Source organism: Kitasatospora sp. NPDC001132, assembly GCF_053598415.1.
Genome location: NZ_JBSFKF010000002.1, coordinates 60614 through 80954, shown reverse-complemented (window position 1 = coordinate 80954; position 20341 = coordinate 60614). Strand labels below are relative to the sequence as shown.

Here is a 20341-nt window from a genome sequence, read left to right as displayed (position 1 = left end):
GGAACGACCAGCCGGTGCGATCGCCGGACGGCGGGACGCCCGGCAGGAAGTGGGGAGTTCGGATGACCGACGAGCGGGTCCACGCGTTCGCCGACGACGCCCTGGGCGCCCATGACGCGGTGGCGCTCGCCGCACTGGTGCGGGCCGGCGAGGCCGACCCGAGGGAGCTGGTCCGCGCGGCCGTCGACCGGGCGGCCCGGGTGGACGGCACGCTGCTGCCCGTCGCCCACGCCTCGTACGACAGGCCGCGGATCAGCCGGGAGGGCATCGGCGGCCCGCTGTGGGGCGTGCCGACGTACCTCAAGGACAACGTGGACCTGCGCGGCCTGCCGACGGCGATGGGCAGCGCGGCCTACCGCGCCCGACCGGCCCGCCGCAACGCGCGCTTCACCGACCAGTTCCTCGCCACCGGCCTCGCCGTCCTCGGCAAGTCCAGGCTGCCCGAGTTCGGCCTCAACGCCTCCACCGAGTTCGCCGCCGCCCGGCCGGTGCGCAACCCCTGGAAGCCCTCGCACTCGGCCGGCGCCTCCTCCGGCGGCTCGGCGGCCCTGGTGGCCTCCGGCGTGGTGCCGATCGCGCACGCCAACGACGGCGGCGGCTCGATCCGCATCCCGGCGGCCTGCTGCGGACTGGTCGGGCTCAAGCCCACCCGGGGCCGGCTGGTCACCAACGCCCAGAGCGGCAAACTGCCGATCGACCTGGTCACCGACGGCGTGCTGACCCGCTCGGTGCGCGACACCGCCGCCTTCTTCGCCGCCGCCGAGCGGCACCGCGCCAACCCCGCGCTGCCCCCGCTCGGCCTGGTCGAGGGGCCGGGCGAACGGCGGCTGAGGATCGGCCTGGTGGTGGACTCGCCGATCGCCAAGACCGACGAGCCGACCAGGCGGGTGGTCGAGGAGACGGCCGCCCGGCTGGAGGCGATGGGCCATCTGGTCGAGCCGACCGAACTGCCCTTCGGCGAGGAGTTCTCCCGTGACTTCGTCAGCTACTGGGGCTACATCGCCTGGGCCATCGCGGCCACCGGCCGACTGCTGATCGACCCGAGCTTCCGGGTCGGGAAGCTGGACGGACTGACCACCGGGCTGCGCCGCCGGTTCCAGGCCGAGTTCCCGCGGACCCCCGGCGTGCTGCGGAGGCTGCGCCGGGCCGAGGGCGTGTACGCGCGGATCTTCCGCGGCCACGACGCGATCCTCTCCCCGGTGCTCGCCCACACCGCCCCGCCGATCGGGCACCTGAGCCCGAACGTCGACTTCGACGAGCTGATGGACCGGCTGATGCGCTACGTCGCCTTCACCCCGGTCAACAACGTGACCGGCGGCCCGGGCATCGCGCTGCCGGCCGGCTCCGCGCCCGGCGGGCTGCCGGTCGGGGTGCACCTGTCGGCGGCGCACGGGCAGGAGCGGCTGCTGCTGGAACTGGCCTACGCACTGGAGGCGGACCGGCCCTGGCGGCGGATCCAGGACTGAGCCCGGCGATGCCGGGACCGAGGCCCGGCGGCGGCGCCCTCGGCCGACACCGGCCGCACCGGGCGCCGCTCAGACCACCGGCGCCGCCACCGAGCGGGCCGCGTGCACCTCGTGGTGCAGCCGGGCCAGGGCGCAGTCCGGCGACAGCACGTCCGGTTCCGCCGCCGGCAGCGGCGCCCCGGTGCGCAGCGCCTCGGCCAGGCCGGTCAGCTCCCGGGTGACGGCGGCGACGTCCTCGGGGGCCGGCACCGGCGCGCCGTGCTCGATCCGCACCCGGGTGGCCGTGGTGGTGTCCACGATCCGCTCGACCGCGATCACCACCGGCCACCACGCCTCCGCCCGGGGGCCGACCGGCGGGGGCTCGGTGAGTGCCCGCTGGAACTCGCTGCGCACCGTGGACAGGTCCCGGTAGAGCCGCCGCCGGTAGTGGGCGCGGGCCGGTTCGTCCTGTCCGGGCGCGGTGGTGAGGGCCAGCGACACGTACGCAGCGGTGTCCTGGACGGCGTCGGCGAGGCGGTCGCCGATCCGGGTGTGCCAGGACTCGGGCCAGAGCAGGTAGCCGACCAGCAGCGCGATGCCGCAGCCGATCAGCGAGTCGTAGAGCCGGGGCAGCACCAGGTGGAAGCCCTGGTGGTTGAGCAGGTCGGAGAGCAGCAGGATGACCGGGGTGATGGCCGCGGTCTGGAAGGCGTACCCCTTGGCGGACAGCGCGGGGATCAGCGCGGCCAGCGCCGCCATCACCGGGACGTCCCACCAGCCGTGCGGCACCTCGGCCAGTACCGGGATGGCGATCAGCAACCCGGCCGCGGTGCCGAGCGCGCGCAGCACCGCGCGGGAGAACACCGAGCCGAAGTCGGGCTTCATCACGAAGGTCACGGTCAGCGCCACCCAGTACGAGCGGGGCACCGCGATCGCCGAGACCAGCACCTGCGCCAGCCCGATGCACAGCGCCAGCCGCAGCCCGTACCGCCAGGAGGTGTCGGACAGCAGCAGTGCCCTGGCCGCGCGCCGGGCCCGGACCGCGAGGCGGGCGGGCCGGCCGAGCCGGTCCTCGTCGGCGTACGGGTCGGGCGCGGCCTCGTACACGACGGCGGCGGCGTGCCGGACCGCCTCGACCAGCGCGCGGGTGGACGGGCCGGCCGGGACCGGCAGGTCGAGCGGCGGGGGCGGGCCGGTGCGGCCCTGCTCGACGGCGTCGGCCAGCGCGCGCACGGCGGCCGGGTAGCCGGCGGACAGCGGGCCGAACTCGGGCGGGCGCAGCTGGGCCGCCGGGGCCGCCTCGACCACCGGGATCACCGCGTTGAGCTGGGCGAGCAGCCGCACCAGGGTGGGTGAGCGGCCGTGCCGCCGGGCCCGGCGGGCGAGCAGCAGGTCGTAGGACTGGTTGAGCGAGCGGGTGAGCTCGCGGCGGCGGCCGTCGTACTCCGGGGTGCCGGCGGCCGCCAGCAGGTCGGCGACCGCCCGGTAGGTGTCGGCGACCACCACCCGCTCGGGGACGCCCAGGCGCAGCGGCCAGGCGAGCAGGGTCAGGGCGAGCACGACCAGGCCGCCGAGCAGCAGCAGGGCGGGCGGCAGCCACCAGGGCGAGGGCAGCGGCAGGCCGGCCCCGACGACGGCGTTGAGCAGCAGGAGCAGTCCGGAGACGGAGGCGACCGCGCCGATCGAGGAGATCATGCCGGAGACCAGGGCGACGACGGTCAGCGTCGCGACGGCCGCCCAGCCGGAGCCGAACACCAGGGTGCCGCACAGCATTCCGAGGGCGCCGAAGAGCTGGGGCACGGCGATGTTGAACACCCGCATCCGGTACGCGTCGGCGGTGTCCCCGATGACTCCGGACAGCGCGCCCATCGACACCAGCGCGCCGTACGCGGGCCGCCCGGTGGCGGTGCCCACCGCGAGCGGGGCGGCGAGTGCGACGGAGGCGCGGGCGACCGCGGCCCGGGGGATCGGCGCGGCCCGGGGCCGCAGGCCCTCGGTCAGCCACGGGGGAGCCGTCAGCGCGCGTGCCATACGCCCAACGTACGGCCGGCCCGTCCGGTTCACCGTTCGCGCTTATGTCAATTCCGGAAACATACCCGCGCTTATGTCAGTCTCCGAAACATAAAGCGAACCCCGAGAGGCGTTGTGAGCTGCGCGGATTTCCCAATCGGCAACCCTCGGGAAAGGGTTGACACCATTAGTTGGTCTAGTCCAACGTATGGGGAGCGCGGTACGGCAGTGGCTGATGTGGGGTGAGACACCCTTCCGGGCGGGCGAGTTGGCCCCCTGATGTGGCGCTGTTCCGTGCCCGTCGGGGTGAGGTGGCAAGGACCGTGTGCGGACGGACCCTCCGCCGCGCGCCCGGATTCCCGCCACGGCCGTCGACCGGCCGTCGACCCGCCGTGCCCGCACCGAGCGCATGAGGAAGCGCTGCGCCGACTACGAACCATGGAGTGACTGCCCATGCCGAGCCCTGCCGAACGCCCCGACGTGCCCGCCGGGGAGTACCTGTACCGGGCCGCGTCGGAGCGCCCCTACTTCAGCGCCGACACCGAGAGCTACCTCGCCCGCACCGCCCTGCGCGACATCCGCAAGAAGCACCCGCTGCGGGTGCTCTCCGAGGAGGACCACGCGTTCTGGCAGAGCTACGGCTACGTGGTGGTGAAGCAGGCGATCCCGGCCGAGGCCGCGCGCCGACTGCTCGACTTCGCCTGGGAGTTCCAGGGCCTGTCACCGGACCGCCCCGAGGACTGGTACCGCGAGCGCGAGTACCGCGACGAACTCGACCGACACCTGCACATCTACGGCTTCGTCGAGGCCTACCACCACCAACTCCTCTGGGACAGTCGCCAGTCGCAGCGCGTCTACGACGCCTTCGTGGACGTCTGGGACTGCGAGGAGCTCTGGGTCACCCTCGACCGGCTCAACCTCAACCCGCCCAACATCCGCAACCGCGACCGCGCGCTGATCGAGCCCACCGACCGCGGCTTCGACATCGAGCTGCACTGGGACGTCGACACCACCCAGGGCATGCTGCCGCAGCGCGTCCAGGGCATCATCGCGCTCGACGACACCGCCCCCGACCACGGCGGCTTCCAGTGCTCCCCGGAGCTGTTCCGCCGCTTCAACGAGTGGCAGGCCGCCCAGCCGGCCGACCGCGACCCGATCCGCCCCGACGTCGACCGCACCGAGTTCCCCGTCGTGCGGCCCGAGTTGGAGGCCGGTGACCTGCTGATCTGGAACGGTCTGCTCGCCCACGGCGTGGAGCGCAACACCTCCGAGAACGGCGTGCGCGCGGTGCAGTACCTGTCGATGATGCCGGCCCTGGAGGAGTCCGAGAAGCTGCGCCGCTCCCGGGTGGAGTCCTGGCGCACGCTCGCCACCCCGGACTGGAACCGCACCCTGGTCGGCGACGCCGACCGGCCCGAGGCCCAGCGCTACGGGACCGCTGAACTCACCGAACTGGGAGAGAAGTTGCTCGGCCTGCGGTCCTGGAGCGGCAAGCCCTTCGAGGAGCACGGGAACGACCGGCCGGCCGCCACGGGGGAGCGGGAATGCGCGACGTCTGCCTGACCCTGCCCACCAACCGCGAGTGCGCGGAGACCATCACCGCGATCGGCGCCGAAGCCGCCCACGCCGTACGGCGGTTCGGCGTCCGGGTGCACCTGCTGGTGCTGGACTCCGCCGACCCGGCGGCCAGGGAGCGGCACACCGTGGCCCTCGCCGCCCTGCCGGCCGTCGAGGGCGTGGTCGTCCACCACCTGGACGAGGACGCCCAACGCGACTTCCTGCGCTCGGTGATCGAGCGCTCCGGAGCGGCCGGCGAGGCCGGACCGGACCGGCTGCTGGACCTCATGCTGCCGGGCGCCGTCTCCTACGGGGCCTGCACCAACCGGGCGTTCCTGCTGGCCGCCGCCCTCGGCTGCGAGTCGGTGCACCGCCGGGACTCCGACAGTCGCTACCAACTGCTCGACGGCGAACCGGTGTTCCCGATCGAGCACGAGCTGGCCACGCTCGGGCTGAAGGCCGCCGACGCGGCCGCCGCCGTCACCCGGAACACCCTCGACCCGGTGCACGCGGACAAGCGGGTCGCCCTGGTCGGCGCCTCCTTCGTCGGTGAACTCTCCGTCGACGTCGGCGATATCCGCGAACTCGACCCCGAGGTCTACCACGACGTGGTCGCGCTCTGGGCGCCCACCGGCGCGAGCGAGGAGGAGAAGCGCGAACTGGTCGCCGAATCCTTCACCGGCGGCGGCACCGAACCGTTCACCACCGACCTCGCGGTGCTCGACCTGCCCGACATCTGGCACATCGACATGTGCAACATCGCCCTCCACCACGAGGTGTACGAACGGGTGCCGCTGCCGCCCGCCACCGACACCATAGGCAGCGACTACTTCCTGCACCACCTGGTGCGTGACGCGACCCTGCCGGGCGTCACCCACAACCGCCACATCGTCAACTACCACACCCCGGAACGGCGCACCGGCCCCGGCTTCACCGCCTACCAGCTGCGCTACGCCAAGTTCCTGCTGTCGATGCTCTACCTCTACCCGGTCTACTCCGAGATGGAGGCCGCCGGCGACGCCCTGCTCGACGAGCAGCACCGCGTCCGCCCCGAGCCGATCGCCGAATCCGCCCGCCGCAGCGCCGCGACGGACCGCGCGGAGAACCACCGCAGGCTCGCCGAACTCGACCGCTGCTACCGGCGACTCGGCGGGAAGTACGCCGAGTTCGCGGACCACCTGGCGCCCCTGCGGGCGCGCCTGCTCGACGAGGCGCAGGCGGACATCGAGGACTTCGCGACACTGATCGACGCGTGGGGCCCGCTGGTGCGGGCGAGCAGGACCACCCCCGCCGACCGGCTGCCGCGCAGGCCGAGGGGGAGCTCCACGTGACACGCCAGACCGTGAAACACCAGGCCGTGACACCGCAGTCCGTGGCGCCGCCGCAGGCCGTGACACCGCAGACCATGGCACACCAGACCGCGGGACACCGGACCGCGAACACCACACACCGCGTCCCGGTCGTCTCCGCGGTGCACACCGACGCGCCCCCGGCGAACCCGCCGCGCCCCGACGAGCACGACCACCGCGCGCTGCGCGCCGCGCTCGCCACCGCCACCGAGGACACCATCATCTACGACCTCGACGGCATCGGCCGCCAGTACACCGCCCTGTGCGCCGAACTCCCCGGCGTGGCCGTCCGGTTCGCGATGAAGGCCTGCCCGGTGGACGAGGTGCTGGACCACCTCGCCGCGCTCGGCTCCGGCTTCGACGCGGCCAGCCCGCAGGAGATCGCCCAGGCGCTGCGCACCGGAGTGCCGCCCGGGCTGATCCACTACGGCAACACCGTCAAGTCCGACCGCAACATCGCCGAGGCCCACCGGCTGGGCGTGCGCGACTTCGCCACCGACAGCCTGGAGGACGTCGCGGCGATCGCCGAACACGCCCCCGGCGCACGGGTGTTCTGCCGGATCGCGACCAGCGGCGAGGGCGCCCTGTGGGGCCTGAGCCACAAGTTCGGCAGCTCGCCCGAGGATGCGCTGCGGGTGCTCGACGAAGCCCGCACCGCCGGGCTGGTGCCCTCCGGCCTGTCGGTGCACGTCGGCTCCCAGCAGATGACCGCCGAGGCCTGGGCCGCGGCGATCGACTCGCTGGCCGCCGTGCTGGAGGCACTCAACCGGCGCGGCATCATCCCCACCCGGATCAACCTCGGCGGCGGCCTGCCCGCCCTCGGCGTCCTCGACCGCGGCGGCCGCCCGCTCGACCCGCCACTGGACAAGATGTTCGCGGTGATCCGCGAAGGCATGGAACGGCTGCGCGCCGTCAACGCAGGGCCGCTGGAGTTCCTGCTGGAGCCCGGGCGCCACCTCGTCGCCGACCACGGCGCGATCCGCGCCCACGTCTCCCGGCTCACCTCCCGCCGCCGCCTCGACGGCACCAGGGACGACTGGCTCTACCTGAGCTGCGGCAAGTTCAACGGCCTGTACGAGATGGACCAGTTGCAGTACCGGCTGGAGTTCCCCACCCACCCCGGCGGCCGGTTCGTCAACGCCGTGGTGGCCGGCCCGACCTGCGACAGCGACGACGCGTACGCGCAGGAGGACGGCCTGGTGCGCGTCCCGCGCGCGCTCGGCTCCGGCGACCCGGTCTGGATCCACTCCTGCGGCGCGTACGCCACGGCCTACGCCACCCAGGGGTTCAACGGCTTCGCGCCGCTGCCGTACACCTGCGTCGGCGGGCGCCGCGAGGAAGGAAGCGCATGAGCGAGTACCGCATCCGGCTGCTCCGGGAGGAGGACTGGGACGAGGTGGTCGCGCTGGAGGAGCGCGCCTACGCCGCCAGCGGCCTGTCCGAGGGCCGCGAGGCCCTGCGCTCCCGGCACCGCGCCTCGCCGGACACCTGCTTCGTGCTGGAGCACGTGGGCGGCCTCGGCGGCTACCTGCTCGCCCTGCCGTACCCGCTGTTCCGCTGCCCGGACCTCGGCCGCAGCGAGGACGAGGGCGGGACCGCGCCCGGCGCGGGCGAGCGGCCGACCAACATGCACGCCCATGACCTGGTGATCTCCGAGGGCCTGCGCGGCCGGGGCCTGGCCCTGCGGATGCTGCGGCACCTGGAGGAGACCGCCCGGGCGGCCGGCTACCGCACCGCCTCGCTGGTCGCCGTCCGCGGTTCGCACGTGCTGTGGACCCCGCTGGGCTACCGCGCCCGGCCCGAGATCGAACTGCCCGAGAGCTACGGCACCCGGGCGGTCTACATGGCGATGCCGCTGGACCCCGTCCCGGCCCGGCCGCTGCCGCACTCCACCGACCCGGTCCCCGGGCCGCGTCCCAGAGCCGAAGTGGGCTGATACCGATGTCCCCCGTTCGCGACGAGTTCCGCCGGTCCCAAGTGGCCATCGGCGCACTGTTCTTCGTCCTCGGATTCCAGTACGCGACCTGGGTCTCCCGGGTGCCCGCGCTCAAGGCCGGGCTCGACCTGGGCGAGGCCCAGATCGGCCTCCTGCTGATGACCTGCGGCATCGGCGCGGCGGTGTCCTTCCCCGTGGTCGCGGTGCTGATGCGGCGGCTCGGCTCCCGGCTGCTCTCGGTGCTGTCCGCACTCGCCCTCGGCGTGATCCTGCTCGCCCTTTCGGTGGTGCCGAACTACCCGGTCACGCTGCTGGTGCTGTTCTTCGACGGCGTCGCGGTCGGCTGCCTGAACGTCGCGATGAACGCCCAGGGCGCCGCGCTCGAGGCGCGCTTCGAGCGGACCACGATGTCCAGGCTGCACGCCACCTTCAGCGCCGGCTCGCTGCTCGCCGCGCTGCTGGCCTCGGGCGTCACCTCCGCCACCGGCACCCTGGCGGTGCACTTCGGGCTCGCCGCCGCGCTGCTCGCGGTGCTGGTGGTGGCCGCCCGGCCGGGGCTGCTCGCGGACGGCCCGGCCGCGGCGGCCGACGCCGAGGGTGCCGCCGACGCCGGCGACACCGGAGACACCGGCGAATCGGCGGAGAAGAAGCAGCGCCGCGGCTTCGTGCTGCCGACCGTCGCGACCCTGTGGATGGGCCTGGCGATGGTGTTCGGCACCGTCACCGAGGGCGCCATGAACGACTGGTCGGCGCTCTACCTCAAGGACTACGTGCACGCCGGCGCCGGACTGGCCCCGATGGGCATCGCGGTGGTCTCGGTGATGATGGTCTGCGCCCGGATCTTCGCGGACGGCTGGCGCACCCGCTTCGGCGACGGACGGATCGTGCGCACCGGCAGCCTGCTGGCCGGCCTCGGGCTCGCCCTCGCGCTGGCGGTCGGCGGCGTGGTCCCGACCCTGCTGGGCTTCGCCTGCGTCGGTCTCGGCGTGGCCGCGGTGACCCCGTGCGTCTACGTCGCCGCGGCCCGGCAGGGCGCCGACGCCCTCTCGCTGGTCGCCGCCATGGGCACCACCGGCCTGCTGGCCGGCCCCGCCGTGATCGGCTTCATCGCCGGTGCCACCAGCCTGCTCTGGGGCATGGCCGCCGTCGCCGCCTCGGCGGCCGTCGTCTCCCTCTGCGCGACCAGGATCGGCTGGACCGGGCGGGACGGCGCCGCCGCCCCGGTCGCCGACGGCCGACTCGCCACCGACGCGTCCTGATCCGCCCTGCGCGCCCGTCCGGCACCTCCCGCAACCCCCGTCGCGAGGTGCCGGCCGGGCTTCCCGCATCCTTCGGACGGGCTTCCCGCATCCGTCAGGCCTCGGCCGGCACGTCCGAGCCGCCGGTCGCGATGTGGTGGGCGAGCTTGGCGCGCAGCGCGGTGAGGCGGGCGATCTCGACGTCCAGGGCGGCCAGTCGGGCGTGGACTACGGGGGCGAAGGTGTCCGGGCCGGGAGAGCCGGAGCAGCGGACCGGCGGGTCCTGTCCGAGCAGGTCGAGGCGGTGGGCCCGGCTGGCCAGGTCGTCCACCGTCAGCCCCACGGCGAGGAGTTGGCGGATCACCCGGACCCGGGCGACGTCGTCCGGGCCGTACTCGCGCTGGCCGGAGGCGGAGCGGGCCGGCGGGTGGAGCAGGCCGCGCTGCTCGTAGAAGCGCAGTGCCCTGGGCGTGGTGCCCGCCCCTGCCGCCGCGTCGCCGATCCGCATGCCCGCTCCCTGGTCGTCGTACCCGGTCGTCGTACCGGATGGTCAGAGTTCCACGAGGGTGGTCCCGAAGGTGTTCCCGGTGAACACTCCGGCCAACGCCTCGGCGGCCCGGTCGATGCCCGCCACCGGCGTCCGGGGCAGGACGATCTCCCCGGCGCGCAGCCAGCCGGCCAGGTGCTCCCGCCACTCGGCCTCCAGGCCCGGGTGGTCCGGCACGGTGAAGCCGCGCAGGCTCAGACCGAGGGTGACGACCCGGAACGCGTCGATCACGGTCGGCGCGTCGCCGCCCTGGCGCTCCGGGGCGAGCTGACCGGCCAGGGTGCCGACCAGGGCGAGGCGGGCGCCGCGCCGGGCCGCGGCCACGGCGGCGGTCAGCTGCTCGCCGCCGACCAGGTCCAGCACGACGTCGACGCCGTCCGGCGCGGCCCCGGCCAACTGCTCGGCGAGCGGCCGCTCGCCGGGCACCAGCACGGCGTCGTAGCCGAGTTCGGCGGTCAGCCGCTCGGCCTTGGCGGGCGAGCGGGTGGTGCCGATCACCCGGGCGGCGCCGAGCAGCCTGGCGACCTGTCCGGCCACCGTGCCGACCGCGCCCGCCGCGCCGGTCACCAGCACCACGTCGCCCGGGCGCACCCCGGCGCAGCGGGTCAGCCCGCCGTAGCCGGCCGCGGCGGAGGAGACCAGGGCGAGCGGGTCCGGGAAGTCCGCCGGGACGGCGGTGAAACGCCCGGCCGGGGCGAGCGCGTGGTCCCGCCAGCCGTACAGGTGGGTGACCAGGTCGCCCGGGCGCAGCGGCCCGCCCCCGGGGGCGGCCAGCACCTCGCCGAGGGCGGGCCCGAACAGCGCGTCCCCGGGGGCGATGCCCGGCAGCGGCAGGCCGGAGCCCGCGCCGCCGATCAGCGTGCGCAGTGCGGGGAAGACCAGGAAGGCCCGGTTGCGGACCAGCACCTCCCCGGGGCCGGGCGCGCCCAGGGGCTCCTCGGCCACGGCGAAGTCCCCGGGGGCGGGCAGCCCCTTCGGCGCGGCGGTCAGCCGGACGACACGGGCGGTGGCGGGCAGGGCCATGGCGGCACTCCTCGGAACGAGGGGAGCGGCGGCCGGTGCCGCCGCGGGGTGCCCGGACGCTAACCCCTGACCCCTGCGTCAGAGGCAAGCCGGCCGGACAGCGCCGCGAGGAGGAGCAGCACCACGACCGGGTAGAGGACGGCCGGCGTGTTCTCGTGCCGCAGGCCGAGCGCGGCCAGACCGAGCTGGACCACCGCGGCGCCGGCCAGGGCCAGCCGGCGGCGCCCGGTCCGCTCGCCCGCCATGCCCATCCGCGACACCGCCTTGACCGCCCACGTGTTGAGCACGGCGGACACGCCCACCACCGACGCGATCAGCACGCCGAGCGGCACGTCCCACGTGTCGTGGCGCAACGAGAGGCCGCCGATCATCGGGGAGGCGATGAGGAACAGCATGACGGCGGCGACGGTCTCCAGGATGAGCAGGGCGAGCGCCGCGTGGACGAAGCCGAGCTGGTAGCGGGTCATGCCCCTTCGACGCCACCTGACGCGGGGTAAGTTCCCAGTCGGCCGCCGGATCATGGTCCACGGCCGGACCCCCGGACGACCGTGAGCCGCATCGAGAGGAACGAGCAGCATGAGCGAGCCGGCCCCCGAGTCCTTCGAGCCCGTCGACGAGGACTGGCGGACGGCGCTGGCGATCGTCGCCCACCCCGACGACATGGAGTACGGCGGGGCCGCGGCCGTCGCCCGCTGGACCTCGCAGGGCAAGACGGTCGTCTACGCGATGGTCACCAGCGGCGAGGCGGGCATCGACGGGCTGGACCCGGCCGAGTGCGGCCCGCTGCGCGAGGCCGAGCAGCTCGCCTCGGCCCGCGTGGTCGGCGTCGAGACCGTGGAGTTCCTCGGCTACCCGGACGGCGTGGTCGAGTACGGGCTGCCGCTGCGCCGGGACATCGCCCGGCTGGTGCGCCGACACCGGCCGGACATCGTGATCACCAGCAACTTCCGGGACACCTACGGCGGGGAGTTCCTCAACCAGGCCGACCACATCGCGGTCGGGCGGGCCACCCTGGACGGGGTCAGGGACGCCGGGAACCGCTGGGTGTTCCGCGAGCTGCTGGCCGAGGGCCACGAGCCGTGGAACGGCGTGCGGCAGATTTGGGCGGCGGCCTCGCCGGAGGCGAAGCACGCGGTGGACACCACCGACACCTTCGACCGGGGCGTCGCCTCACTGGAGGAGCACCGAGCGTACCTGGCCGGACTGGGCGGGGCGATGGCGGAGCCCCGGGAGTTCCTGGAGGGTGCCGGCCGGGGCGCCGGGACCCGGCTGGGGACGCGTTTCGCGGTGTCGTTCGAGGTGTTCCCGCTCAGCTAGGAGCCTCGGACCCGTCCTCGGACCCGTCGTCCTCGGACCCGTCCGTGGGGCCGTCGGTGCCCGCGCGGCGCCGACGGCGGTAGCGCAGCACCTGCCGCAGCAGGAGGGCGGCGACCAGCACGCCGAGAGCGATCGCGAACCAGATCTGGTAGCGCAGCGCCGTGTGGTAGACGGTGCCGATGTGGGCCCCGGCGACGTAACCGAAGGTGCCCCAGACCGCCGTCCACAGCACCGCGCCGAGCAGGTTGAACGGCTGGAACCGGCGCCAGGGCATCTCCGCCGTCCCGGCGATGATCCCGTTGTACTGGCGCAGCCCGTCCACGAAGCGGGCGACGGTGACCACCTTGCCGCCGTGCCGGGCGAAGAAGCCGTCGGCGCGCTCCATCCGGGCCGGGGTGAGCAGCACGTAGCGGCCCCAGCGGTGGACGAAGGCGCGCCCGCCGGTGTGGCCGATCAGGTAGCCGAGGCTGTTGCCGAGCGCGGCGGCGCCGGCCGCGGTCAACAGCACGGCGGCGAAGTCCAGGTGCCCGGCGCCGGCGTACACCGAGGCCAGCACCAGGATGGTCTGCCCTGGCACCGGGATGCCGCAGTTGTCCAGCAGCACGAGCAGCGCCACCGCGAGGTACCCGTAGTGGTCCAGCAGTGGCGCGAGCCCGGCGAGCGCCCCGGGCAGCGGGGTCGCGGGGGCGGACACCGCTCCTCACCACCTCGCGCGGGGCAAGGTGGCGGGGGAGTCGGTCAGCGTCCCGCCTGGCGCTGTTCGATGTTGCAGTCGGGGCCGGGGTAGATCAGGCCCTCGTGGCCGTCCTCGAAGCGGACCACGTACGGCGGTTGGCCGTCGGTGCCGCGGACTTCGACGATCTCGCCCTTCTGGTCCACCATGCCCACCGATCTGCTGTGGATGTGGAGCTGGTCACCTACCGCCGCGTGCATGGTCTGCTCCCTCGGGTCGTGTGCAGGCCGCCTGCGCGGCCTCTCCCGCTATCCACTGTGCTGCGGGGGCGGCGGGTGCGCAACGCCTCGGGCGCCGGGGGTGGGCGTCAGCGGGCGGACGGCTGTTGCGCGAGGTAGCCGCGGACCAACCGCTTGCACTCGGCGATCAGCGCCGGATCGCCGTCCGGGGCCTCCCGGAAGGCCAGTTTGAGCACCGCGTCGGCGGCCTCCAGGGCCACCCGCAGGGTGAGCGTGGTGGCGGTCGGGTCGCCCGCCCGGAACAGTTCGCCGCCGAGCGACTGGAGCCGCAGGGCGACGGCGGTGTTGTTGTCGACGCCGGTGTCCAGCAGGTGCCGGTCGTCCAGGACGTCGGTGGGCACGGCCGGGACGGCCAGGCCGAAGTCCAGCTGGCCGAAGCCCGGCACCGCGCGCTTCATCGCCACGAACTCCTCCACCGCGAGGTCGGTGAAGACGGCCGGGCCGACCGGTGCGGCGGCGGCCAGCCGGGCGTCCAGGCGCTGGAGGTAGCGGTCGAGGTTGCGGGTGGCGAGCGCGGCCAGCAGGTCCTCCTTGCCGGCGAAGAACTGGTAGAGGGTGCCGATCGGCACCTGGGCGCGCTGGGCCACCTCCTTGGTGGTGAGCGCGGTCGCCCCGACCTCGTCCAGCAGTCCGGCGCAGGCGTCCAGGATGCGGCCGTACCGCTCCAGGCTGCGCTGCTGGACCGGGCGGCGCCTGACCGGTCCGGGGGCGGGGTTGGTCCTGTCGCTCATGACCTCACTGTGCCGCATCCGCTGTTGCGGCGGCGAATCACCGGGGCGCGATCGGCGCGGAGTTGCCCGTGCGACGGGAGGCGAGTGGTGGCCGGAGCTGAACGGCACGGTGGCGGGAAGGTGTCCACGGGTTGGCATCGGCCTTGTCGTGGACGCGAGGACAGGTTCATACTCCTGAGGCGGACTACCTTGCGTGATCAACGCATTCCTCTTCGTGGTGATCGCGATTCAGCTGTGGCGGCCGAGGCGCCTGTGACGGACGCTCCGCCGCCACCCGAGGTCTGGATGACGCCGTGTACCTCCACTGCCCGTGCCACGCCCTGTGGCGCCACGTTCCTGTGTGTGCCCCGCCGACCGGAAGGAGGGGATCGGTTCGGTGACGCTGCCGCCCGGAGGGCGCGAGGCCCTCGACACCGAGCACCGCCGCCAGTTCCTGGAAGCCGGATACCTGGTCCTGCCCGGCCTGCTGCCGGAAGCGCTGCGCGAACGGCTCGCCCCCGAGGTCGACCGGTGGGTGGACGAGGGTCTGCGGGCCCGTTCGATCGCCGCCTGCGCCGACCCCTTACGGTACGGACCGCCGCCGCTGCTGGAACTGGAACTTCCCGCCCACGGTGAACTCCTCACCTTCCCACCGCTGTTGCTCGCCCTGACCCGTCTGCTCGGGCCGGACTTCGTCTTCCACCACCTGCACAGCGACCGCCAGGACCCGGGGATCCCGGGCAAGGCCTGGCACCACGACTGCGAGCCCAACGACCGCTCCGACCCGTCGCTGCTGATGGTCCACGCGCTGCACTACCTCGGCGGACTGGACGGGAAGGTCGGCAGTCTGGCCGTCCTGCCCGGCTCGCACCTGCGCACCGCCGACAAGTCCGCCTACGCCCACCACGGCACCGCGGAACTGGCCGGCGAGGTGGTGATCGACCGGCTGCCGCCCGGCTCGACGGTGCTGCTCAACTCGGCGCTGTTCCACACCCGTCGGCCGGCGCCCGAAGGCCCGGGCCGGCCCCGCTACTTCGTCGACGCCTCCTACTGCCAGGTGGGGGCGCGCTGGCGCCCGGTGAAGCCGTACTGGCGGCGGATGCTCGCCCGGGCCCGCGAACTGGACCTGGCCGACGGCCAGTGGCCCGAGCTGTTCGCGGAGCGGCACTTCACCGAGTACACCGGCACGAGCCGTGCCGGGCGTACCGGGCGCACCGAGTACGCCGGCACCGGACCGTCCGGCACCGAGTACGCCGGCACCGAGTACACCGGAACCGTCTGAGGAGCACTGCCGTGGAGATCGTCACCGCCGTCGCCTACCCCGAGGTCCACGACGCCTACCTGCGGGACCACCCGGTGGAGCGGGCCCACGAGGCGAACAGCAACATGTACGGCGAGGAGAACCTCGAACGCGCCGACCGCATCCGCGGCGGCTGGTGGCGGATCCGGCTCTCCCGGGCGGACGTCCTGGGCGTCGTGCTGCCCTGGCACCTCAGCGAGGGCGGGGAGCTCGAACTGGTGCCGCGCTGCGGACTGACGGTGGCCGAGGCGGCCGAGCGGGTCCGCGCCGGCGGGGCGGCGTGGGCCACCGCCAACCCGGTCTGCGCGACGAAGCTCCGGCTGCTGCGCCGGGCGCCGTTCACGCCCCTCTTCCTCAGCACCTCCCCGGTCGACCACTCCGACTACGGGGACCTCGCGGTCCGGTCGGGTCTGATCCACCTCGACGGCCTGCACCGCATGCTGGCCTGGGAGTTGGCCGGACGGCTGCCCGAGCGGCCGCTGCTGGACGGCTACCTGGTCGGCGACCCGGCGGTGGTCGCCGAGCCCGCCCGGGCGGGCCGGACGGGGGACGAGTCGGCGTGACCTCCGCGACGCAGCACGTCCGCTCCGCGTCCTCGGGCCACCCGGCCGACCCCGCCCGCCCTGCCCGTTCGCTGCCCGAGCTGCTCGCCCACCGCGCCCGGGCCCACCCCGACCGGACCGCTCTGACCGACGGCGTCCGCGGCTTCGACTACCGCACAGTCGACGCCGCGGCCGACCGGATCGCCGACCGGCTGGCCGCCGCCGGCACCGGCCGGGGGGACCGGGTCGCCCTGGTCGGGCCCCGGGACGCCCGGATGCTGGTGCTGCTGCACGGGGTGCTGCGCTCCGGCGCGGCGGCCGTGCTGGCCGATCCGGACTGGTCGGCGGCGGACCTGGCCCGGCGGCTGGCCTCCGTCCGGGTGGCCCGGGTGCTCGCCACCGAGGGCGGGCTCGGCGGGGAGGTGGTCGACGTCGAGGCGCTGCCGGGCCTGCCGCCGGGAGGGAGTGAGGCGCGGGCCGAGGTGCGGGGCGAGGACCTCGCGTACCTCTCCTTCACCTCCGGGTCGAGCGGCGAGCCCAAGGCGGTGGCCGTCACCCACGCCAACGCCGTGCACTACGCCCGGGCGCTGGCCGGGCGGCTCGACCTCACCGAGGCCGACGCGCCGTGCGCCGCGCACGTCACCACCCTGGCCGCCGACCTCGGCCACACCTCCTGGCTGCTCGCCCTGGCCACCGGCGGTTCGGTGCACCTCGTGCCGGACCGCGAGGTGCGCGACCCGGAGGCCTTCTGGGCCTCGCTGCGCCGGGCCGGGGTGGACGTGCTGAAGACCACCCCCTCGCACCTGACCGCCCTGCTGGAGGGCCGCCCGGCCGACTCCCCGCCGCTGCACACCGTGCTGCTCGGCGGCGAGGCGCTGCCCCGCCCGCTCGCCGCCGCCCTGCTCGACGGCGGCACCACCGCGCGGCTGGTCAACCACTACGGCCCGACCGAGACCACCGTCGGCGCCGCCTGCCTCCTCGTCACCTCCGCCCGCCAGCTGCCCGCCGAGGAGCCGACCGTACCGATCGGCACCGCGATCGGCGAGGTGCTGCTGACCGTGGTGGACGGCACCGGCCGGGAGGCCCCGGACGGCACGGTGGGCGAACTGCTCATCGGCGGCCGGGGCCTGACCGCCGGATACTACGGCCGGCCGACCGAGACCGCCCGCGGCTTCGTCCGGCACGACGGCCGACTCGTCTACCGCACCGGTGACCTGTGCCGCCGGCGGGCCGACGGGACCCTGGTCTTCCTGGGCCGGGTGGACCGCCAGGTGAAGGTCCGCGGGTACCGGGTGGACCTCGCCGAGGTCGAGCGGGCCATGGACGGGTACCCGGGTGTCGCCCGCTCGGCGGCGCTGCTGCGGGAAACCTCGCTCGGCCATCAACTGATCGGCATCGTACGGCTGTCGGACGGCTCGGACGGCTCGGACGGCTCGGACCGGCTCGATGGGCTGCGGGCCCACCTGCGGGACCGGCTCCCCGGCTACTCCGTGCCGCAGCCGATCCTGGTGCTGCCGCGGTTCCCGGTCGGACCGAACGGCAAGCTCGACCGGCAGCGGCTGGCCGAGCTGGCGGCCGAACTGGTCGAGGCCCGGGCCGAGTCGGGCGCGGCCGGCGCGGGGGAGCCGGGCGGTGACGCCGGGGGCGGCCTGGTCGGGGAGATCGCGAGCTTCTGGGCGGGCGCCCTCGGCCTGCCCGTGGTCGGGCCGGGCGCCGACGTGCTCGGCCTCGGCGGCGACTCCATTCTGGCCATGCGCACCATCGCCTTCCTGCGGCGCTCCGGCCTGCGGGTCGCCTACGAGGACTTCTACCGGCACCCGACGGCGGAGGGCCTGGCGGCGGCCGCGGTCCCGGCCGCGCCGTCCGCCCCGGCCCCGCGCGGCTCCACCGGCGGGCTCCGACTCGCCCCGGCCCAGCGCTGGTTGTACGGGCAGCGGAAGCCGCGGGACCTGCGGCACTGGAACCAGTCCGTGCTGCTGCGCTGTCGCACCGCCGTCGACCCGGCGGCGCTCTCGGCCGCCGTCGCGGGCGTCCTGGAGCGGCACCCGGCGCTGCGCCGGCCGGTCACTCCGGACGGCTGCGGCGAACCGCGGGCGGTGGCCGACCTCGACCCGGTCTCCTTCTCGCGGATCCCGAACGCCGCCGGGGAGATCGCCGACACCGTCGCCGGGGTCTGCACCGGACTCCACCGCAGCCTCGACCCGTCGGCGGGCCGGCTGCTGCGCGCCCACCTGTTCACCGGCCCGCCCGGCACCGACGACCGGCTCGCGCTGATCGCGCACCACCTGGTGGTCGACGGACTGTCCTGGCGGATCCTGCTGGACGATCTGGCGCACGCGTACCGGGCGGTGCTCGACCGGAAGCCGGTCGACCTGCCGCCGACGGCCGACTTCTACGCCTGGGCGGCGCTCGCCTCGCCCGATGCCCAGCAGGTCGACGGCAATGAGAAGCGCACTGCCGAGAAGACCGAGGAAGCCCGGGAAGCCGAAGCGGCAGCGGAGTTCGAGGCGCCCGGCACGCTCAGCTGGGCGCTCGACCCGGACGCCACCGCCCGGCTGATCGCCCGGCACGGCGCCGGGGCCGAGCTGGAGGCCGTGCTGCTGGCCGCCTTCGCGAAGGCCGTCACCGGCGACGACGGCCGCCCCCGGCTCGCGGTGGAGGTCGAGACCCACGGCCGGGACGCGGTCGGCGACCCGGGTGAATTCCTGGACACCGTCGGCTGGTTCACCGCCGTCAAGCACGTCGAGCTGGACGCCGGGGCCACCCCGGACACCGTGGCGCGGCGACTGCGCGAGGCGCCCGTCCGGCCGATGGACGCGCCCGGCGAACGGCCCGCCGTCGGCTTCAACTTCCTCGGCACCTTCCGGCTGCCCGAGGAGCCCGCGCTGGACTGGACCGTCGCCGCCGAACAGGCGGGCACGGCCCGTTGCGCCGGCGGCGACCCGCTGTACGAACTGCGCCTCACCGCACGGGTGGTGGAGCATCGGCTGGTGGCCGACCTGGTGTACGGCCGGCCCGGTCTGCCGCACCCCGCCGCCGGGCGGATCACCGGGCGCTTCGCCCGGGCCGTGGCGGCCGAGGCGCAGGCGCCGGACACCGCGCCGCCCGTCCGGGCGGCGCTGTCCACCTCCGGCCAGCTGCTGCACCCCGGCGTCTCCCCGACCGCCGCCCGGGCGACGGTGCGCGAACCCGCCCGGGTGCTGCTCACCGGCGCCACCGGCTACCTCGGCCGGCACCTGCTGGAGGCCTTCGTCCGGCGCGGTGCCGAGGTCACCTGCCTGGTGCGGGCCGCAGACGACGCCACGGCGCTGGAACGGCTCGGAGCCGGAGCCGGAGCCGGAGCCGACAACGCAGCCGGAGGCGCCGTCCGGGCGCTCGCCGGGGACGTCGACCGGGACGGCCTCGGCCTCTCCCCGGCCGGACGCGAACTCGTCAGGGGCGCCCACCTGGTGGTGCACGCGGCGGCGGACGTCCGGCTGGTGGCCTCGCCCGACGAGCTGGAGCGCACCAACCACCTCGCGGTGCGCCGGCTGCTCGACTGGGTCGGCGAGAACGCCCCGGACGCCCGGCTCCACCACGTCTCCACGCTCGCCGTCTCGGGCGGGGTGGACGGCCCGCCGCGTCGCTTCAGCGAGGCGGACCTGGAGATCGGCCAGCACTTCCGCACCCCGTACGAGCGGACCAAGTACCGGGCCGAGCTGGCCGTCCGGGCCTGGGCGACGGGCGGGCACGCCGCCTACCTGCACCGCAGCGGCCACATCGCGGCGCACAGCCGGACCGGCGCGTTCCAGGCCAACGCCGGGGACAACCGGATCTACCAGCTGATCCGCGGCTATCTGCTGGCCGGCGCCGCGCCGAGCCGGCCGGACACCGCCTTCGCGTTCTCGTACGTGGACACGGTGGCCGCCGGGATCGCCGCGATCGCCCTCGACCGGTACGCCGTGCCCGGCGCGTACCACGTGGAGTCGCCGCACGCCGTCCCGCACGACGAACTGGTGCGGTGGCTGGCCGGGCACGGCCACCCCGTGCGGCTCACCGACGAGGAGGCCTTCGCGGCCGCCCTCGCCCGGGCCGAGCGCCGCCACCCGACGGCCGCCCGGGTGGCCGCCGCCTGGGCGGCGCAGGAGGAGCGCCGCGTCCTGGTGGACAGCGCGTACACCACCGCGGTGCTCGACCGGCTGGGCGTGCGCTTCGCCGCGCCGACCCGGCGGTGGTGGTCGGCCGCGCTCACCTGGGCCGCCGAGGCCGGCTACCTGCCGCCCGTCGGTCCGACCCCGCCCACCCGTGACGACGCCCGACGCGACAGCCGTGACGACGCGCGTCACGACACCCGTCACGGCAGCCGTGACGACATCCGAGACGACATCCGTGAAGGCAGGACCAACCCGTGAAGGC

At 74.9% G+C, this 20341-nt stretch carries 17 protein-coding genes; 10 read left to right on the top strand and 7 right to left on the bottom strand.

The window, feature by feature from the left end; translation table 11 throughout:
• The first annotated feature begins 62 nt into the window (after nucleotides 1-62).
• Nucleotides 63-1466 (top strand): amidase, encoded by a 1404-nt coding sequence (locus ACWDBE_RS02580; RefSeq protein ID WP_449787470.1) that lies wholly within the window; start codon nucleotides 63-65, stop codon nucleotides 1464-1466.
• Between the two features lie 69 nt (nucleotides 1467-1535).
• Here ACWDBE_RS02580 and ACWDBE_RS02575 read toward each other — a convergent pair whose 3' ends face one another.
• Complete coding sequence (locus ACWDBE_RS02575) at nucleotides 1536-3476, bottom strand: FUSC family protein (RefSeq protein WP_449807014.1); 1941 nt, start codon at nucleotides 3474-3476, stop codon at nucleotides 1536-1538.
• A 432-nt stretch (nucleotides 3477-3908) separates the two neighbouring features.
• Here ACWDBE_RS02575 and ACWDBE_RS02570 point away from each other — a divergent pair, with 432 nt between their 5' ends.
• From ACWDBE_RS02570 to ACWDBE_RS02550, 5 genes are all read left to right on the top strand, one after another.
• Nucleotides 3909-5018 (top strand): phytanoyl-CoA dioxygenase family protein, encoded by a 1110-nt coding sequence (locus tag ACWDBE_RS02570; RefSeq protein WP_449807013.1) that lies wholly within the window; start codon nucleotides 3909-3911, stop codon nucleotides 5016-5018.
• Nucleotides 5000-6343: a DUF6271 family protein gene (locus ACWDBE_RS02565; protein WP_449807012.1), complete on the top strand. Its 1344-nt coding sequence runs from the start codon at nucleotides 5000-5002 to the stop codon at nucleotides 6341-6343. Before ACWDBE_RS02570 ends, ACWDBE_RS02565 begins: the two co-directional genes overlap by 19 nt.
• A gap of 74 nt (nucleotides 6344-6417) precedes the next feature.
• On the top strand, nucleotides 6418-7713 hold the full coding sequence (locus tag ACWDBE_RS02560) for a type III PLP-dependent enzyme (protein WP_449787467.1): 1296 nt from the start codon (nucleotides 6418-6420) through the stop codon (nucleotides 7711-7713).
• The gene (locus ACWDBE_RS02555; RefSeq protein WP_449787466.1) at nucleotides 7710-8297 is read left to right on the top strand and encodes a GNAT family N-acetyltransferase; all 588 of its coding nucleotides are present in this window, start codon (nucleotides 7710-7712) and stop codon (nucleotides 8295-8297) included. The genes ACWDBE_RS02560 and ACWDBE_RS02555 overlap by 4 nt, the downstream gene beginning before the upstream one ends.
• A gap of 5 nt (nucleotides 8298-8302) precedes the next feature.
• Nucleotides 8303-9556, top strand: a complete 1254-nt coding sequence (locus ACWDBE_RS02550) for an MFS transporter (RefSeq protein WP_449787465.1) — start codon at nucleotides 8303-8305, stop codon at nucleotides 9554-9556.
• Between the two features lie 94 nt (nucleotides 9557-9650).
• On the opposite strand, the gene ACWDBE_RS02545 is transcribed toward ACWDBE_RS02550, so the two are convergent.
• Genes ACWDBE_RS02545 through ACWDBE_RS02535 form a run of 3 tightly spaced genes read right to left on the bottom strand, consistent with a single transcriptional unit; the run spans nucleotide 9651 to nucleotide 11572 of the window.
• Nucleotides 9651-10043, bottom strand: a complete 393-nt coding sequence (locus ACWDBE_RS02545) for a MerR family transcriptional regulator (protein WP_449787464.1) — start codon at nucleotides 10041-10043, stop codon at nucleotides 9651-9653.
• A gap of 42 nt (nucleotides 10044-10085) precedes the next feature.
• Nucleotides 10086-11105 carry an MDR family NADP-dependent oxidoreductase gene (locus tag ACWDBE_RS02540; RefSeq protein WP_449787463.1) on the bottom strand — a complete coding sequence of 340 codons (1020 nt, stop codon included), beginning with the start codon at nucleotides 11103-11105 and terminating at the stop codon, nucleotides 10086-10088.
• Between the two features lie 59 nt (nucleotides 11106-11164).
• A complete protein-coding gene (locus ACWDBE_RS02535; RefSeq protein WP_449787462.1) occupies nucleotides 11165-11572 on the bottom strand; it encodes a hypothetical protein in 408 nt (135 codons plus the stop codon).
• 109 nt (nucleotides 11573-11681) lie between these two features.
• Between ACWDBE_RS02535 and ACWDBE_RS02530 the strand changes: the two genes are divergently transcribed.
• Nucleotides 11682-12422 (top strand): PIG-L deacetylase family protein, encoded by a 741-nt coding sequence (locus ACWDBE_RS02530; protein WP_449807011.1) that lies wholly within the window; start codon nucleotides 11682-11684, stop codon nucleotides 12420-12422.
• On the opposite strand, the gene ACWDBE_RS02525 is transcribed toward ACWDBE_RS02530, so the two are convergent.
• The 3 genes from ACWDBE_RS02525 to ACWDBE_RS02515 all read right to left on the bottom strand — a co-directional run bounded on the left by ACWDBE_RS02525 (nucleotide 12415) and on the right by ACWDBE_RS02515 (nucleotide 14125).
• A complete protein-coding gene (locus ACWDBE_RS02525; RefSeq protein WP_449807010.1) occupies nucleotides 12415-13116 on the bottom strand; it encodes a DedA family protein in 702 nt (233 codons plus the stop codon). The two genes, ACWDBE_RS02530 and ACWDBE_RS02525, sit on opposite strands and share 8 nt — an antisense overlap.
• Nucleotides 13117-13160: 44 nt before the next feature.
• Nucleotides 13161-13355, bottom strand: a complete 195-nt coding sequence (locus ACWDBE_RS02520; protein WP_449807009.1) for a DUF1918 domain-containing protein — start codon at nucleotides 13353-13355, stop codon at nucleotides 13161-13163.
• A gap of 107 nt (nucleotides 13356-13462) precedes the next feature.
• Nucleotides 13463-14125, bottom strand: coding sequence for a TetR family transcriptional regulator (locus ACWDBE_RS02515; RefSeq protein WP_449807008.1), 663 nt, complete (start codon nucleotides 14123-14125; stop codon nucleotides 13463-13465).
• Nucleotides 14126-14501: 376 nt separating this feature from the next.
• Here ACWDBE_RS02515 and ACWDBE_RS02510 point away from each other — a divergent pair, with 376 nt between their 5' ends.
• The 3 genes from ACWDBE_RS02510 to ACWDBE_RS02500 are packed head-to-tail and all read left to right on the top strand — an operon-like array spanning nucleotide 14502 to nucleotide 20337.
• Nucleotides 14502-15386 (top strand): phytanoyl-CoA dioxygenase family protein, encoded by an 885-nt coding sequence (locus ACWDBE_RS02510; protein ID WP_449807007.1) that lies wholly within the window; start codon nucleotides 14502-14504, stop codon nucleotides 15384-15386.
• Between the two features lie 11 nt (nucleotides 15387-15397).
• A complete protein-coding gene (locus tag ACWDBE_RS02505; RefSeq protein ID WP_449787456.1) occupies nucleotides 15398-15967 on the top strand; it encodes a DUF6309 family protein in 570 nt (189 codons plus the stop codon).
• Nucleotides 15964-20337, top strand: a complete 4374-nt coding sequence (locus tag ACWDBE_RS02500; protein ID WP_449807006.1) for an AMP-binding protein — start codon at nucleotides 15964-15966, stop codon at nucleotides 20335-20337. The genes ACWDBE_RS02505 and ACWDBE_RS02500 overlap by 4 nt, the downstream gene beginning before the upstream one ends.
• Nucleotides 20338-20341 lie beyond the last annotated feature (4 nt).